The following is a 16008-nucleotide window of genomic DNA, read 5'->3' on the forward strand; positions in this document are numbered from 1 at the left end:
GTACATTCAGCCGATGGCAAGGCCGAAAGAAACCATAAAGAAATTAAGGCGGTGCAGTTTAGTCGTGTTTCATTCGTATGTATTTCCAATCTCATATGCATTTCTGTCTTTTCCCTTTGCGGCACTATTTTTTACCATTCCCTTCATGGTCGTCCAATACCGCAGACACGGTTATATCCATAAAATCAGGGCGTTTGTGCTGTACCTGTTCCTGCTGTACCTGCTCAATGCACTGTTTCTGGTCATCCTTCCGCTGCCGTCTTCCCGGCACAATCCGGCCATGGCCGGAGGGGCGCTTCAGCTGGTGCCGCTGAATTTCATTCACGACATCCTGAAAGAAACGTCCGTCGTGTCATCGCAGCCCTCGACGTACCTGCGGCTGCTTACGGAACGCGCCTTCCTTCAAGTGGTGTTCAACGTGTTTCTTACCGTTCCGTTCGGTATGATCCTCCGTTATTATTTCCGGACGGGATGGAAACTTTCCATTCTGCTGTCGTTTTTGCTGTCGCTGCTGTTTGAGACGACCCAGCTCACCGGAATATTCGGGTTCTACGATCACCCGTACCGGGTATTTGACGTCGATGACCTGATCACTAACACGCTCGGCGGTTTGCTTGGATTCTTGGCAGCCGAATGGTTATCCGGCCTTCTTCCCCGCATTGAGCATTTGGATGCCAATATCGACCGGGCAACCAAACGGGTGACCTATACGCGGCGGGGAATTGCCTTTATGGCGGACGGTATCGTCTGGGCAATCCTGCTTGGTATTCTGCATATCCTGCATATACCGGCTTCCTTCTGGGTTGCGACCGGACTGTATTTCATGCTGATACCTTGGCTGACTGGAGGTCTGACTCCCGGCAAATGGCTTGTCCGCATCCGTTTGGCCGATGAAGGGGAGCGAATCTCCCTTAAATCGCTTGTGGTTCGATATGGAATGCTCTACTGGCTGTTTTTTGGAGCCAATCGGGTTCTGGCCGGCTCCCTTGACACCGTTCCGCCGATCCTTCGCATGATCCTGGGACTCATTGTGTTCGCCATGAATACCGTCTTTTTTATTCATGTCGTCATCTGCGTATTCAAGAAGGAGCCGCAACTGTTCTATGAAAAATGGAGCAAAACCCGGCATGTTATCCTATGGCAGCCGGCCGCAGCAACCGAACCGGAGAAAAAGGAGTAATCCCCCTTGGCAAAACGTACTTTACTAGGAAATATCACGCTTGTCCTTCAAGACTTAGGGAGTTTCGTTTCCGCTGTCCGGATGACGGAATCGATCTGCTTCTCCCATTGGTAAATTTGATTGAGGGAAGCACTGATTTTACCAAGCTCCTTATACATCACGGTCAGCTCAGCTGTTGCTGTGATCGCGTTCCCGAGCTTGACTGCCGCTTTATACCGTTTGTCCGACGCGCTTCGGGTGCTGTTCGCTGCCGTAATCTTCTTATTCTCGGCAGTTACCTGCTTCTTTAACGTTTGGACTTGCGCCAACGTATCCTTCACCGCCTTGGCTTTGGCCGAGGCTTCCTTCTTGGCGGCAGCGAGCGCATCCTTACGGCTCTTGATTTCCGCACGGGCCGCACTGGCCGAGGCCTTGATCTGGTTGCGCTTCAGATCGTACTGAAGCGCGGCCTTCTGGTCTTTGCGTTTTCTCGCATCCGCCGCCTTCTTCCCAAGGTCTGTATATTCATTGAGCAGCGGCTGATATTTCTTCTGAGCCTGATCGGCTTCGGATTTCAGCTTGTCGATCTTGGCTTTGTCGATCCCCTGCACCTTCGCATTGACAGACTTTAACCGGTCATCATTCTGTTTCCGGAGCACTTGAATCTGCTGCTTCTTCAGCTTATTGGCCTCTTCCAGCGCCTTATAGCTGTCATGAAGCACGCCTATACTCTGCAAAGCGGCGTCCCAAGCACTGTCCGATGCGGCGTCCGCCTTGGCCGGACCCAGCATGAACAACGCGACCGTACAGCATAAAACCGTCAACAAGCTGTTTTTCCATAAAACTTTTACATACGACATCTTCATCTCTCCCCCAAATCATCAAAATTCATAATAAATGGACAAAAAAAGCACCCCGCAAGTAAGGCATGACGCCTTTCCTGCAGGGTGCTTCTCCCGCTTCCAATCACTATGTTGAACCCACTATAGCGCTATTTCTCTCGGTTGTCAATAAATTCCTGGAACATTTGTTCCTCTTTTTTTGGCCGAATCCGGTTGTCGTGATTACTGACCGACCATCCCGCCGTCTACCGTGTACAGGGAACCTGTAACGAAAGAAGCTTCATCGGAGAGGAGGAAGTTCATTACCGCCGCTACTTCCTGCGGCTCGCCGTAACGGCCCATCGGTGTGGCCGCTTCATTGGCGGCTTTGTACGCTTCTGCATTGCCGGAGTTCGCCTCAATCTGCCGCATCATCCGGGTGTTGATCGTTCCAGGCAGAACCGCATTAACCCGGATGCCCAGCGAAGCCAGCTCGTTGGCAGCAACGCGCGTCAAGCCGATCACGGCATGCTTGGACATAATGTATGGGGCCACTCCTGGCGCGCCCATCAGGCCTGCAAGCGAAGACGTATTCAATATTGCGCCGGAATTCTGCTTTTTCATAACTGGAATAACGTAATGCAGCCCCAGGAACACCCCGCGGACGTTGACGTTATATACCAGATCAAGCGCTTCCACGGATTGCTCTTCGATTAGCCCAGTAGGGCCCTCAATCCCTGCATTGTTCGCAAAGTAATCGATGGTGCCGAATTTTTCAACAGCACGGTTCACATAGTTCTGCACGTCCTGCTCTTTGGATACGTCGGCAGCGATCGCCAGTGAATTGGTATCGTTCAGGCCAAGCTCCTCGACGACGCTCTTGACCGCATCTTCCTTCAGATCGACCAGGACGAGGTTCAGCTTGCGCTCGGCCAAACGCCGTGCCAGCTCTTTCCCGATTCCTCCGGCCGCGCCGGTAATGACTGCAGTTTTCGTTTGTGTTTGACTCATGACTGAATCGCTTCCTTTTCAACAAAGTTTATAAAATGATTTATAGGCTTTATAGCTCATGTCTGCTACATGTATAGGTTACACCCTTATTAATTGTTTACACAATAATCATATTTCGAAATAATGTCATCTATCCAACAGATTGCCGCCGTATGTCACCGAACCATGATAATCTTGAACATTTACCTTCTTTTTGTTGACGATTTTCTGCGTTTTGGCGGCATCCCAACTTACGTTATAATAGGAGAAACGACAAGCTGGAGGCAGATGCATTTGACAGATGAACACGTTCTTGACCGCAGAGCCAGAAGAACCCGGCAGGCGCTCAAATCCGCTCTCGTTTCCTTAATTCTCGATAAAGGCTTCGATTCGGTGACTATTATGGACATCGCAGCCCGTGCAGACTATAACCGGGGCACCTTTTATAAGCATTTCGTCAGCAAAGAAGACCTGCTCAAGGAAATCCACGACGAGTTTCTGCAGGGCATCGCCGAACTGCTCGTCAAGCCGTATGAGGGCCTGGAGCGAATTGAAGCCTCGATGACCTACCCCTCGGGGCTGCGCTTGTTTGAACATATCGAACAGCATAAAGATGTGTTCCTGGCCTTATCGCGAGTCGAACGCGGAAAGCTGGCGATGGACATGTACGACAGGCTCAGGGAGTCGATGCGAAAGGACATGCATATCGAAATGGAACCGACCGAGCCGCCGATCGACTACGAAATCATGCTGAGCTACCGGATGTCGGCCACGGTGGGGGTCATTATGCACTGGGCAGAGGTTGATTTTAAATACACGGCGTCTTATATGGCGCAGCAGCTGATGGTGCTGGTTGAGACAAAAATGGATTACATCGTGTTTAAAAGAAACGGCGGCACATAAGCATCATTCTCAAAACTCCCCATTGTGCCCGTAAGCACAATAAGGTATCATTCTACATAGATGGACTGTGTGCGACTGGCGGAAACATGGGATGAACCATGAGGGAGCACATGGATATAAACAGCCGTACGCCTGGGCAGAGGTAAGGGGAATTTCCCCTTGCCTCTTTATGTTTTTCTGGACCTTACCATGATTTAAAGGAGATGCAGACAATGACAGAACAAACGCTGATTTTGGACGGAGCGCGCGTGGCGCAGGACATTAAGGACGGCTTGGTTAGCAGGGTGAAACGGCTGTCCGAGCAAGGGATTACCCCCTGCCTGGCGACAATTTTGGTAGGCGACGACCCGGCATCGGCGACATACGTGCGCATGAAAGGCAATGCCTGCAGACGGCTCGGGATGGAATCGTTAAAAATCACACTGGATGCGGGGACGACGACCGAGGAGCTTATCCGTGAAATTCAGAAGCTTAACGCCGACCCGAACGTTCACGGAATTCTGCTGCAGCATCCGGTTCCCCATCAGATTGATGAAAGAGCCGCATTCGACGCGATCGCCATTGAAAAAGACGTCGACGGCGTCACCACGCTGGGATTTGCGCAGAATGCTTTCGGCTTTGCCGCCTATCCTTCCTGCACCCCGGCGGCCATCATCACCATCCTGGACTACTACCGGATTCCTGTAGAAGGCAAGCACGCTGTTGTTGTCGGCCGCAGCCCGATTCTCGGCAAGCCCGTCTCGCTGATGCTGCTGAACCGCAATGCCACGGTCACGATCTGCCATTCGAGAACGAAAGGCCTTGGTGATATCGTGTCCCAGGCAGAGATCGTTGTTGCCGCAGTAGGCAAACCGAAATTCATTCAGGGAGACTGGATTCAGGACGGAGCCGTCATTCTGGACGCAGGCTACAATGAAGGCAATGTCGGGGACGTTGATTATGAGGCATGTCTGGAAAAAGCGAGCGCCATTACACCCGTCCCTGCGGGCGTCGGACCGGTAACCATCGCCATGCTGCTGAAGCACACGGTGGATGCGGCGGAAAAACAGCTGGGATAAACCAGCCATCGGTATGGTCAGGTTTTCCAAGGGACACTTAAAAAGCCGCGTATCGGCATCACAAATACGCCAGGTAACGGCTTCATAAATGGCAAGAGGGCATTCCGCCGAACATCATTCGGTGAAATGCCCTTTTTTCTACCCAAGATGTAATGTTCTTGAGTCGGTTGGTATCCGATTCACATCAATCCGTTCGTCACAAACGGCGGCCTATTCATACCGCAGCGCCTCGATCGGATCCAGCTTCGCGGCCTGTCTTGCCGGGAATACACCGAATACGATACCGATGCAGGCCGAGAACCCGACGGCAAGCAGCACGGAGTTCATGGACACCGCGGTGGTCACTTCCATCAGCTTGCCGACGAACTTGGAGCCGCCGAAGCCAAGGATGACGCCGATCACACCGCCCAGAATAGCCAAGGTGACCGATTCAAATAGAAACTGCGATAGAATCGTCCCTTCCTTGGCCCCGATCGCCTTCCGGATACCGATCTCCCGCGTCCGTTCGGTAACGGACACCAGCATGATGTTCATGATGCCGATTCCGCCGACGAGCAGGGATATCGCCGCCACGCCGCCTAGAAAGAGGGTCAGCGTTTTGGTGACACTTTCGGCGGAGGACATGACATCCTCCTGGCTTTGAACCCTGAAATCATCGTCGGCCCCGCCAAGTTTATGGCTTTGGCGCATCGTATACTGGATCAGCGCCATGGTGCTGTTGATCACGTCGGTAGATTTGGCTTCGACCAAAATTTGCCGGACACTGCTCCGGGAGCTCCCGGTCTGAAACCGGGACTGAATCGTCGTGATCGGCGCGATGACGGTGTCGTCCTGGTCAACCGTTCCCGAAGAACCCTTGGCTTTGAGCACACCGATGACCCGAAACGGGATGTTGTTGATTTTGATCATGCTGCCGACCGCATCGAAGCCCGCTTCACCAAATAGCGTTTCCGCCGTCGTTGCGCCAAGGACCACGACCTTTGCCCGGTCATTGACTTCATCCTCCGTAAAGAAACGTCCGATGTCCGTCTCCCACGATTTGATGTCGGCATAGCCCGGCGTCGAGCCGATGATCGTGGCGGAGGCCGTGTTCGATCCGTTCAGCAGCTGCGCGCTCACCTGCGAGACCGGCGCGACGTACTTCACGGTATCGATTTTGGAGATCGGGTCAGCGTCTGAAATGTTCAGCGTGCCCGGGCTTCCGCCTTGGCTGCCTCCTGCCGCTGTGCCGGTTGACGACCCCGAGCCTGCGGTAACCGTGATCAGATTGGAACCCAGGCTCTGAATTTGGCTCGTCACCTGCTTGCTCGTTCCCTGACCGATGGAAATCATGGCAATGACGGTCGCCACGCCGATGATGATTCCAAGCATCGTCAGGAAGGAGCGCAGCATGTTGGACCGTAAGCTTCGGATTGAAATGCGCAGCAGTTCCCCCACATTCATACCCTCTCACGCTCCAGATTCAGCCGGTCCGTCTCGATCAGGCCATCGCGAAACCAAATGACCCGTTTCGTATAGGCGGCGATGTCCGGTTCATGGGTGACGATGACGATCGTATGCCCCTTTTCGTTCAGTCTCCGGAATATGCCCATGATTTCCTCGGATGATGCCGTATCCAGGTTGCCCGTCGGCTCGTCCGCCAAAATAATGGCGGGGTCGTTGCTCAAGGCGCGGGCAATAGCGACCCGCTGCTGCTGTCCACCGGAGAGCTCATTCGGCTTGTGATGCATCCGGGTTTTCAGGCCGACCAGCTCAAGGCAGTACTCGGCCTTCTCCCGCCGCTCCTTTTTGTTTTTGCCCGCATACAGCATCGGAAGCTCGACGTTTTCAATGGCAGAGGTTCGCTTGAGCAGGTTAAAGTTTTGAAAGACAAAACCGATCTTGCGGTTGCGCACCTCCGACAGCTGCTTGGCCGATGCCGAGCCGATGTCGATGCCGTCCAGCATGTACTTGCCGGAAGTCGGTTTATCCAGACAGCCAATCACGTTCATCATGGTCGATTTTCCTGAACCAGACGGTCCCATAATGGAGACAAACTCGCGCTCATCGATTTGAAGGGTGACGCCCTTCAGCGCCTGGACCTCGTTCTCGCCCGATGCATAAATTTTCTTCACTTGATCAAAGGTGATCACTGTCCGCCACCTCCCATGCCGCCGCTGCGTGCTCCGCCTCCGCCAGTTCCTCCGGTTCCACCCGTTCCGCCGCCGCGGTTGAACTGCCGCATCTCGCCGCCTCCGCTCATGCCTCCGAAGCCGCCCATACCGCCCATGCCGCCAAAGCCGCCCATGGTTCCCTGGCTCGTTCCGGTGCTCGTCTTTGTCGTCGTCATCGTAATGGTCACCTTGTCGCCCTCGGACAATCCGGTCAGCACTTCGGAATTAGCCCCGTCATCAAGGCCGGTTGTAATTTCCACCTGCTCCTCTTTGCCGCCTTTGTCGACCATGACGATTTTCCGTCCGCCAAACGACTTGATCGCCGCATCAGGAACTTTCAATACATTCTTCTTACCGTCGGTAATAATGGCAATCGTCGCGCTGATACCCGGAATCAGCTTGTCTGCGTTATCTTGGCCCGCTGTGATTTCAATGCCGACCGGGAACGTCACGACGCCGCTGGTCTGCGCTTCCCCGAGCACCGCCTTGGACACGACTTTCCCTTTCAGCGTTACGCCCGTGAGCGCGTCAAATGTTATATTGACGTCCTGGCCGACCTTCACATCGGTGATATCGGTATCGTCAATGGAGGCCGAAATCCGGAAGCTTCCGCCGGTTGAGAACATGGAAATGGCCGCAGCAGCGTCGCCGGCGACCGTCTCCCCGACCTTGGCGTTCACGGCGGAAATGATCCCGTCATACGGCGCATAAATTTTGGCCCCGGCTGCGTTGGCCTTGGCGTCGTTCAAGGCAGCGAGTGCCATGGCCACGTCGGCTTTGGCACTGGCCACGTCGCTTTCAGCCGGCCCTTCCTGCAGCTTGGCCAGCTGCGAAACCGCCTGATCATAGGCGCGGGACGCGCTATCCACCTGTGATTCGGCATTGGTAACCGCTTCTTTCAGCTGATCCAGATTGCTCTGCTGCGATACCGCTTGTTTATAAGCATTCTGGGCATTATCCGCCGCGACTTGAGCGAATAAAATCTGGAACGGGTCCGTCCCCTTCTTCGCTTCGTCCAGCTTGGCCTGCGTGCTGATGACGGCAGCTTTGGCCTTGTCCACCTGTGCCTGCAGGTACGATGCATTGGCCGCCTTTTTTGCGTTCGTAAGCGCCGTCTTGGCATTCTCCAGGTCGGACTGCGCCTTGGCCACCTGGGCTTGTTGTTCGCTTAAGGTAGCCGAGTCCGTTCCAGCCTGGATGCTGTCCAGCTTCGCCACGGCACTGTCATACTTCGCCTGGGCTGACAGCAGGTCGTTTTGCAGCGCCGTTGCATCCATCGCTGCAAGCAGCTGCCCCTTTTTCACTGCTTCCCCGACGCTTACGTTGACCTTGGTCACTTTGGAGTTTCCGCTGAAGCTCAAGTTCACCGATTCGGGTGCTTCCACATTGCCGGAGGACGTTACCGTTTTGGACAAGTCGCCCCTCTCGACGGCATATGTAATGGTCGCCGTTTCCGTTTTCGTCGCACTGGCGTTTTTTTGATAAAAATAGGTCCCCCCTGCGCCGATCACAATGACGCATCCGCAAATGATCAGCACATTTTTTACCGCTTTATTCATGTCCATTCTCCCTTCCTTCATATGACAAACACGATATCAGCCGAAACTTAAAAAAACCTAAACTCCGGTAGGCATGCAAAAAAGTTTTTCGAAAAAGACGGGAGGCCCCGATAAGCTTGCATCAAGGAAATGGATAGAGATACACTGGTAGACAGACATTCTTTTCTCGGCAGGAATGCCATTTCACATACGATGGAGGAACTTGAATCATGGATCATTTTGAACAAATGCTGGAGAAATACGCCGAACTGGTGATCAAGGTCGGGGTGAACATCCAGCCCGGCCAGGTGCTGCTTGTGCAATCCCCGCTGGAAACCGTAGATTTCACGCGGCAGATCGTGTCCAAAGCCTATGAGGCTGGCGCCAAATATGTTCAGGTCGATTGGGACGACGAGAAGGTGACCCGCATCCGGTATGAACAAGCGCCTGACGATTCTTTCGCTTATTATCCGAAGTGGCAGGCCGACATGATGGAGCAGCTCGCCGAAGGCGGCGGCGCGGTACTGCACATCAAGGTGCCCGACCCTGAGCTGTTCCGCGGCATCGATTCCGCCAAAGTATCGACGGCCGTGAAAGCGGCGGCGGTGGCCCGCGAGAAGTATCAGGCCTACGTACGCAGCAACAAGGTCAGCTGGTCGCTGATCAAGGCTCCGACCCGCGCCTGGGCGAACAAGGTTTACGCCGATTTGCCGGAGGAAGAACGCGTCCCGGCTATGTGGGAAGCCGTATTCCTCATGAACCGCGTCGACAGCGGGGATCCCGTCGCGGCTTGGCGGGATCATATCGCCGAGCTGAAAAAACGGCAGCAGTACATGAACGACAAGCGGTACAAGAGCCTGCACTACCGCGCGCCAGGCACCGACCTGCGGGTCGAGATGCCGGAAGGGCATCTGTGGCTCGGCGGCGGGGATTTGAAGGAGGACGGCGTGTATTTTGTAGCGAACATGCCGACGGAGGAAATCTACACGATGCCGCTGCGGACCGGAGTCAACGGAACGGTATCCAGCACGCTTCCGCTCAACCTGAACGGCCGGCTGGTGGAAGGCATCAAGTTAACCTTCAAAGACGGAAAAGTGACGGAATACGATGCCGTATCGGGCCGCGAGCACCTGACATCGCTGCTGGAAACGGATGAAGGCGCGTCCTACCTCGGCGAGATGGCGCTGGTGCCGCATGACTCCCCGATTTCGCTCATGAACCGTGTCTTCTACAATACAGGCGTAGACGAAAATGCTTCCTGCCATTTCGCGCTTGGAAGCTGCTATCCGGTCAATATCGAGGGCGGAACCAAGCTGAGCAAAGAGGAGCTGCTCGCCAAAGGCGGCAACGTCAGCCTGACGCATGTCGATTTCATGATCGGTTCGGACCAATTGGACATTGACGGTGAACTGCCGGACGGCACCGTTGAGCCGGTGTTCCGCGCAGGCAAGTGGGTTTAAAATAACAAAAGCGGTCAGTCCCTAAAGAGGACTGGCCGCTTTTTTTTTAGATATACGTAGTTCTTCTGCTCCATACGAATGGAAGACCCGTTCCTTTATTCCGCCGCCGCAACCTTTCGCCGTGCGGACAGCTGATTCAAGCCGAACAGCGCCAGCATCGCAACCAGTACCCCCACGGCCCCGATCCATGTAACCGCCGACAGCGAGACGCCCGAGACGACTACGCCGCCGATGCCGGCGCCGGCCGCCATGGACAGCTGCATCATCGATTGGTTGAGCCCAAGCATGACACCGGAGGATTCCGGCTTGATCGTCACCAGATTGTACTGCTGTGCCGGTCCTGTCGACCATGCGGCGAATGACCACAAGATCAGGATGGCGAACACGGCGAACGCCGAATGGCCGGCCAGACTGAGCAGAATAAGAGCGATCACGTGAAGGGTCATCCCGCTCAATAGGGTGAAGGTCACCCCTTTCTTATCGGCACTGAAGCCTCCCACTTTTGAGCCGACCAGGCTGGCGATGCCAAAAGCTAACAAGGCCGTGCTCAGCAGGCTCTCCTGCAATCCGGATATTTGAAGCAAATAAGGGGACAAATACGTGTAAGCCACCGAGTAGCCGCCCAGCCAAAAGAAACTGATAGACAGGCCCAGCGCAACTTTCGGATTTTTCAGAAGGGAAAACTGCTGCCGAAGGGGCACATGCGCGTCTCCCTGAATCCGCGGGATGGTCACCGAAATGATGAGCATCGCGACAATGCCGAGCAGAGCAATCCCGATAAATACCGCTTTCCAGCCAAAAGCAGCCGCGACCATTCTTCCGAGCGGCACACCGATGATGAGCGAAGCTGTAAAGCCCATGATGACGGTGGCCAAAGAGCCAGCCTGTTTACCTTCAGGCGCAATTTTGGCGGCGATGCTAAGCGCCGTGACGACGACCATCCCCGCACCAAGCGCCATCAGTATACGTGACGCCAGCAGCAGTTCATATCCGGGCAGCACGAACGACAAGATGTTGGCGACAACGAAAATGCCAAGGGCCGTGATCATCAGCCTGCGACGGTCCCACCTTGCCGTCAGGGCCATGAGAACAGGCGTAGCGATCGCGTATGTCAGTGAGAACACGGTAATCAGCTGGCCCGCGGCAACGACTGTAATGCCCATCGAATCCGCAATTTTATCCAAAATACCGGAAACGATGTATTCCGAGGTACCTACCAAAAAGCTGATAATGGCCAAAATGTAAATCTTCCAGGTGCTGGTCATAAATGCAATCAAACTCCTTTGAATAATATTTTCGTATTTCTACAATCATAGAAATAAAGGACAAAAAAAATTAGTTCAACAGAAATGGCGCATATTTCTGCGCTACCTCACGGTTCAGGCAGTAGAAAACAAAGGTGCCTTCCTTACGCGAATCCAGCAGACCGCTCTCTGCCAGCTGCTTCAGATGATGGGACAGCGTGGAGTCCGCTACAGTTTCCAGCTTGGTCCCAAGCGTGGAACAGCAGGCTTCACCTTCCCGGGAAAGGATCATCGCCACTTTCAAACGAGTCGGTTCGCCCAGTGCCTTGTATATTTTTACGGCTTGCTTGGACTCCACATCTTCGTTCATATTCCCCTCCTCCTTCCTGATTTCGTATTTCTAAATTTATAGAAATAAATTAGCATACGGTTTACCGGATTGTCAACACCCCATCTTTGTGGATGATATTAAAAAATGGGATCATGCCCCTCACTCACCGCTGCAATGTCTGATGATGTTTATTGCCGCAGTGAGCCAGGGATGACGGATTTCAAGGACTGGATCCACCGTTTACAGCTTCGTTTCGTCCATCAGCAGCTTGACCGGACAATGATCGCTCCCCAGGATCAGATGATCGATCTGGGCGTCAATCAGGGACGGGGCAAGCCGTTCCGATACGAGAAAATAGTCGATCCGCCAGCCCACGTTCCGCTCACGGATTTTGGGCATGTAGGACCACCAGGTATACGCGCCTTCCTGCTCCGGGTAAAAATGTCTGAACGTATCGATCAGCCCCGTATTCAGCAGTTCTGTCATTTTGCCGCGTTCCTGAGGAGTAAAACCCGAGTTTTCACGGTTCGATTTAGGATTCTTCAGGTCGATTTCCTGATGGGCGACGTTTAGATCCCCGCAAATGATGACAGGCTTCCGAGTATCCAGCTGTTGAATGTAGCTTCTGAACCGGTCCTCCCATTCCAGCCGGAGATCCAGTCTCGACAGATCGCGGCGCGCGTTGGGCGTATACACGTTGACCAAGTAAAAGCCTTCGTACTCGAGCGTAAGGATTCTCCCTTCCGGCTCCCCGTCCTCTTCCAGCCCGGAGTACACGGACAACGGCTTCTGCTTGGTAAAGACGGCGGTACCGGAATAGCCTTTCTTCTCAGCGTAGTTCCAGTATTGGTAATACTCGTCCATGCCGTCCAGGCAGATCTGCCCTTCCTGGAGCTTCGTCTCCTGCACGCAAAAGATGTCCGCGTCCACTTGCTTTACATATTCTATAAAACCTTTATTGACACAGGCCCTGAGCCCGTTCACGTTCCAAGATACCAATTTAATCATCATTTCCCCCGCTATTGTTGAAGTCTGTAACTCTAGTCTACCATACTACGTCCGCCCCTTCCGTGACAAATCGGTGATTTAGAAAATGATAGATTCATGATACAATGTCCTAACGCGATTTAACCTATTTCCAAAATGACGTGAGGGATCTATTGTACCCATGAGAACTTCCGCTCCTGTTAAAGCGTTTAATTTTCTGTTTTTCGCCCTGCTGGCCATTTTCATTCCGTTTCTTCCCGTATATTTTGATGAGCAGGGACTATCGCCTTCCCAGATCGGCTTCATCGTCGGTACAGGAGGATTTATCACGATTGTGGCCCAGCCGCTGTGGGGGATGATCAGCGACCGGACCAAAACGATCCGGAAAGTGCTGCTGCTCCTTCTTGTTTGCGCCATCATGACCGGCTTTGTCCTGTACCATACCGGAACGTACAGCCTGATCATCCTGTTTGCCATGCTCACCTACTTTTTTCTAATGCCGGTCGATCCGCTGACGGAGAGCTTGAACTTCCGCGTCGCCGAATCGGCGGGGATCAGCTACGGCTCGCTTCGCACCTATGGGGCGCTTGGCTATGCAGTGATGTCATTGTTCGCAGGCTATTTCATGACTTCGTACGGCGCGCACAGCCTGGCGTATTTGTTTGCGGCCATTGGTCTGGTCAGCTTTGTCATTACGCTGTTCATGCCGGACGCTCCGGTGTCGGGCAAACCGGTCACCCTTTCCAGCCTGAAGCATTTTCTCAGCAGCAAAGAAACTCTGCTCTTTCTCATCCTGGTCTTTATCAGCTCGATCCCCGCGCGGATGAACGATACTTATTTAGGAGTTTACATCAAGGAGCTGGGCGGGACGGCCAGCCTGGTGGGACAAGCCTGGTTTCTGGCAGCCGGAAGCGAGATCGTCGTGTTCGCCTTGAGCTTCTGGTGGCTTCGCAAAGGCAGCGAGCTGATGCTGATCGCCTTTTCGGGATTCTTTTACTTTATACGCTTTTTCGCATCGGCATGGATTGAGGACCCGCATCTCCTCGCCTATTTGCAGTTACTGCAGCTGCTCACCTTTCCGGTGTTTTATTCCGCCGCCATTCAGTACCTGTACCGCATCGTTCCGGTCGAATGGCGGGCAACCGGGCAGACGGTGCTGGCGCTGCTGTTCTTCGGGGTTTCCGGCATTATCGCTTCCTTTGCAGGCGGCGCGCTGTATGAGGCATTCGGCGGGAGAACGCTGTTTCTGACGATTTCCGGCATGTCGCTGGTGGGAACGCTGTTCGGAATTGTACTGTACCGGATTTACGGGCGCAGAAACCGTGCAGCAACAGCAGGGGACAGAGAGAATGCCCCGGAATAATCATGAAGACCACAAAAAACCGCCATTAGTGGCGGTTTTTTCTTGTTTCCCGATGTTAATTGGTGCTGGAAGAAGCCTTGCCCGGCTTCACAGCCTGCACTTCATACATTTTGACGGTTGTGCTGATCATATAGGCTGGCGGCTCCTGGCCCTTCTTGTCGCGATGACCTTGAAGATGCGCCTCGCTTTTCTCCCAATTTTTCCAATCTTCCTGGGATTCCCAGCGGATCATGACGACGACTTCGTCCTGCTCTCTTCCTCTGGTATTGACCATGACCGTTCTGTCGATCAATCCGTTCATCTCGTCCATCGGGCCGTCCTTGGTGAATCTGGCCGCAACCTGTTCGCTGTACCCTTTTTGCACAGCCATTGTTCTCAATTGAATAAACATAGGTGGTTCCTCCCGTCAATCGATATGATTGCTGTATTCCTGCGGAATCATCGCCTCATGTCGGCTCCGTGATTTCCGGACTGTATCCATCTTACTTGATAATGATTCTCATTGTCAAATGGGTGGACATCCCGAAATCTCTCCGCTTCTACCATTCACCGCTTAAACCCTTGTATTTCGGTTTTTAGATATAATATCATTAAAGGAGTTTCCTCATGGCTGTTGTATGGGATACATAAACCTGAATCCAAACAAACGATATTTTACTTTAACAAAGAGAGGATAATCATTCACATGATCATCAAACCAAGAACCCGGGGCTTTATCTGCACGACGGCACATCCTGTAGGATGCGCTGCGCAGGTCCAGGCCCAAATCGATTACGTCAAATCCAAGCCGGCCGTCCAAGGGCCGAAAAACGTGCTCGTGATCGGCGCGTCGACCGGCTATGGCTTGGCGGCACGCATCACAGCTGCATTCGGAGCCGGAGCGAATACCGTAGGAGTATACCGCCCAAGCAGCGGTTCCGAGAAACGGACAGCCTCCGCCGGATGGTACAATTCCGCCGCGTTTGAACAAGCAGCTGAAGCAGCCGGGCTAAAATCTTTCAGCGTGACAGGGGACGCCTTCTCGACTGAAACGAAGGAGAAAACGGTGGAATTGATCCGTTCCGAACTCGGTCAGATCGACCTGGTGGTGTACAGTGTGGCATCCGCCCGGAGAACCGATCCGGTCACCGGCGAAGTGTACAATTCCACCCTTAAACCGCTGGGCAAGCCCTATACGAATAAAACCGTCAACTTCCACACCGGCGAAATCAGCGAAGTGACCATTGAACCCGCTACGGAAGAAGAAGTCCGCGGTACGGTTGCTGTTATGGGCGGGGACGACTGGCAGCTGTGGATCGATGCGCTGGATCAGGGCGGCGTGCTGGCCGACGGAGCCGCCACCATTTCCTTCTCCTACATCGGATCGGACATCACCCAGGCCGTGTACCGGGAAGGCTCCATCGGCAAAGCCAAGGATCACCTGGAAGCCACTGCGCTGAAGCTGAACGACCAGCTGGCCGCCAAAAACGGACGCGCTTATGTCGTTGTCAGCAAAGGGCTGGTGACCCAATCCAGTTCGGCGATCCCCGTCGTGCCGCTGTACATCTCCGCATTGTACAAGGTCATGAAAGAAAAAGGCATCCACGAAGGATGCATCGAGCAGACCTACCGCCTGTTTACCGACCGTCTGTATACCGGCGGCAAAACGCCTGTGGATGAAGTCGGCAGAATCCGCATCGACGACTGGGAGCTCCGCGAAGATGTGCAGGCTGAAGTCGCCGACATCTGGAACAGCATCACATCGGACAACATCTATGATCTGACCGATCTTCATGGGTACCGCCGCGAATTCTTCCAGCTGTTCGGCTTTGAGACGGATGGCGTCGATTATGAAGCCGACGTAAATCCTGACGTGAAGGTTCCGCATTCCGTTTAACCGATTTATATGCTTATATTATAGAGAAGCCCGGGTATGCTTGTTCGCCTACCCGGGCTTTTTGGCTTGTTCACCAATTCTTCGATGTGACGAATCATAAACACTCATCCTCCGGGTATGTTAAT

The 16008-nt window shown here is 53.7% G+C and carries 15 protein-coding genes and 1 riboswitch; of the genes, 6 read left to right on the plus strand and 9 right to left on the minus strand.

What is annotated here, in order from left to right; translation table 11 throughout:
* Positions 1-64 precede the first annotated feature (64 nt).
* Entirely contained in the window at positions 65-1180 is a 1116-nt protein-coding gene (locus C7820_RS11495; RefSeq protein WP_116231041.1) for a VanZ family protein, read from the plus strand.
* 47 nt (positions 1181-1227) lie between these two features.
* Here the strand turns inward: C7820_RS11495 and C7820_RS11500 are convergent, their stop codons facing one another.
* Both C7820_RS11500 and C7820_RS11505 read right to left on the minus strand, forming a co-directional pair.
* Positions 1228-2019 (minus strand): hypothetical protein, encoded by a 792-nt coding sequence (locus C7820_RS11500; protein WP_116231042.1) that lies wholly within the window; start codon positions 2017-2019, stop codon positions 1228-1230.
* Between the two features lie 204 nt (positions 2020-2223).
* On the minus strand, positions 2224-2991 hold the full coding sequence (locus C7820_RS11505) for an SDR family NAD(P)-dependent oxidoreductase (protein WP_076167506.1): 768 nt from the start codon (positions 2989-2991) through the stop codon (positions 2224-2226).
* 273 nt (positions 2992-3264) lie between these two features.
* Between C7820_RS11505 and C7820_RS11510 the strand changes: the two genes are divergently transcribed.
* Both C7820_RS11510 and C7820_RS11515 read left to right on the plus strand, forming a co-directional pair.
* Positions 3265-3873: a TetR/AcrR family transcriptional regulator gene (locus C7820_RS11510; protein ID WP_076167508.1), complete on the plus strand. Its 609-nt coding sequence runs from the start codon at positions 3265-3267 to the stop codon at positions 3871-3873.
* Positions 3874-3934: 61 nt separating this feature from the next.
* Positions 3935-4018: riboswitch (ZMP/ZTP riboswitch) on the plus strand.
* Between the two features lie 67 nt (positions 4019-4085).
* Positions 4086-4931, plus strand: a complete 846-nt coding sequence (locus tag C7820_RS11515) for a bifunctional 5,10-methylenetetrahydrofolate dehydrogenase/5,10-methenyltetrahydrofolate cyclohydrolase (protein WP_089546707.1) — start codon at positions 4086-4088, stop codon at positions 4929-4931.
* 210 nt (positions 4932-5141) lie between these two features.
* On the opposite strand, the gene C7820_RS11520 is transcribed toward C7820_RS11515, so the two are convergent.
* From C7820_RS11520 to C7820_RS11530, 3 genes are read right to left on the minus strand one after another with little or no spacing between them, the layout of a single operon-like run.
* Positions 5142-6374, minus strand: coding sequence for an ABC transporter permease (locus tag C7820_RS11520; protein ID WP_116231044.1), 1233 nt, complete (start codon positions 6372-6374; stop codon positions 5142-5144).
* The gene (locus C7820_RS11525; protein ID WP_116231045.1) at positions 6371-7063 is read right to left on the minus strand and encodes an ABC transporter ATP-binding protein; all 693 of its coding nucleotides are present in this window, start codon (positions 7061-7063) and stop codon (positions 6371-6373) included. Before C7820_RS11525 ends, C7820_RS11520 begins: the two co-directional genes overlap by 4 nt.
* The gene (locus C7820_RS11530; protein WP_181909001.1) at positions 7060-8643 is read right to left on the minus strand and encodes a permuted SH3 domain-containing protein; all 1584 of its coding nucleotides are present in this window, start codon (positions 8641-8643) and stop codon (positions 7060-7062) included. The genes C7820_RS11525 and C7820_RS11530 overlap by 4 nt, the downstream gene beginning before the upstream one ends.
* 209 nt (positions 8644-8852) lie before the next feature.
* Between C7820_RS11530 and C7820_RS11535 the strand changes: the two genes are divergently transcribed.
* Complete coding sequence (locus C7820_RS11535; RefSeq protein WP_116231047.1) at positions 8853-10082, plus strand: aminopeptidase; 1230 nt, start codon at positions 8853-8855, stop codon at positions 10080-10082.
* A gap of 95 nt (positions 10083-10177) precedes the next feature.
* On the opposite strand, the gene C7820_RS11540 is transcribed toward C7820_RS11535, so the two are convergent.
* The 3 genes from C7820_RS11540 to C7820_RS11550 all read right to left on the minus strand — a co-directional run bounded on the left by C7820_RS11540 (position 10178) and on the right by C7820_RS11550 (position 12662).
* Positions 10178-11347 (minus strand): MFS transporter, encoded by a 1170-nt coding sequence (locus C7820_RS11540; protein ID WP_116231048.1) that lies wholly within the window; start codon positions 11345-11347, stop codon positions 10178-10180.
* 70 nt (positions 11348-11417) lie between these two features.
* Positions 11418-11696, minus strand: coding sequence for an ArsR/SmtB family transcription factor (locus C7820_RS11545; protein WP_116231049.1), 279 nt, complete (start codon positions 11694-11696; stop codon positions 11418-11420).
* 201 nt (positions 11697-11897) lie between these two features.
* Entirely contained in the window at positions 11898-12662 is a 765-nt protein-coding gene (locus tag C7820_RS11550; RefSeq protein ID WP_116231739.1) for an exodeoxyribonuclease III, read from the minus strand.
* A gap of 163 nt (positions 12663-12825) precedes the next feature.
* Between C7820_RS11550 and C7820_RS11555 the strand changes: the two genes are divergently transcribed.
* Complete coding sequence (locus C7820_RS11555; protein ID WP_116231050.1) at positions 12826-14007, plus strand: MFS transporter; 1182 nt, start codon at positions 12826-12828, stop codon at positions 14005-14007.
* A gap of 55 nt (positions 14008-14062) precedes the next feature.
* Here C7820_RS11555 and C7820_RS11560 read toward each other — a convergent pair whose 3' ends face one another.
* Positions 14063-14398, minus strand: a complete 336-nt coding sequence (locus C7820_RS11560; protein ID WP_116231051.1) for an antibiotic biosynthesis monooxygenase — start codon at positions 14396-14398, stop codon at positions 14063-14065.
* Positions 14399-14692: 294 nt separating this feature from the next.
* On the opposite strand from C7820_RS11560, the gene fabV reads away from it, so the two are divergent.
* Positions 14693-15883 carry an enoyl-ACP reductase FabV gene (gene fabV, locus C7820_RS11565; protein ID WP_116231052.1) on the plus strand — a complete coding sequence of 397 codons (1191 nt, stop codon included), beginning with the start codon at positions 14693-14695 and terminating at the stop codon, positions 15881-15883.
* Positions 15884-16008 lie beyond the last annotated feature (125 nt).

The organism is Paenibacillus sp. VMFN-D1 (assembly GCF_003386155.1).
Lineage (GTDB): Bacteria > Bacillota > Bacilli > Paenibacillales > Paenibacillaceae > Paenibacillus_AQ > Paenibacillus_AQ favisporus.

Excerpts from the sequence above, each read along its gene's own strand:
- fabV (WP_116231052.1), top strand. The coding sequence starts at position 14,693 with ATGATCATCAAACCAAGAACCCGGGGCTTTATCTGCACGACGGCACAT.
- C7820_RS11535 (WP_116231047.1), top strand. The coding sequence starts at position 8,853 with ATGGATCATTTTGAACAAATGCTGGAGAAATACGCCGAACTGGTGATC.
- C7820_RS11505 (WP_076167506.1), bottom strand. The coding sequence starts at position 2,991 with ATGAGTCAAACACAAACGAAAACTGCAGTCATTACCGGCGCGGCCGGA.
- C7820_RS11530 (WP_181909001.1), bottom strand. The coding sequence starts at position 8,643 with ATGAATAAAGCGGTAAAAAATGTGCTGATCATTTGCGGATGCGTCATT.
- C7820_RS11545 (WP_116231049.1), bottom strand. The coding sequence starts at position 11,696 with ATGAACGAAGATGTGGAGTCCAAGCAAGCCGTAAAAATATACAAGGCA.
- C7820_RS11520 (WP_116231044.1), bottom strand. The coding sequence starts at position 6,374 with ATGAATGTGGGGGAACTGCTGCGCATTTCAATCCGAAGCTTACGGTCC.
- C7820_RS11500 (WP_116231042.1), bottom strand. The coding sequence starts at position 2,019 with ATGTCGTATGTAAAAGTTTTATGGAAAAACAGCTTGTTGACGGTTTTA.
- C7820_RS11515 (WP_089546707.1), top strand. The coding sequence starts at position 4,086 with ATGACAGAACAAACGCTGATTTTGGACGGAGCGCGCGTGGCGCAGGAC.
- C7820_RS11560 (WP_116231051.1), bottom strand. The coding sequence starts at position 14,398 with ATGTTTATTCAATTGAGAACAATGGCTGTGCAAAAAGGGTACAGCGAA.
- C7820_RS11555 (WP_116231050.1), top strand. The coding sequence starts at position 12,826 with ATGAGAACTTCCGCTCCTGTTAAAGCGTTTAATTTTCTGTTTTTCGCC.
- C7820_RS11540 (WP_116231048.1), bottom strand. The coding sequence starts at position 11,347 with ATGACCAGCACCTGGAAGATTTACATTTTGGCCATTATCAGCTTTTTG.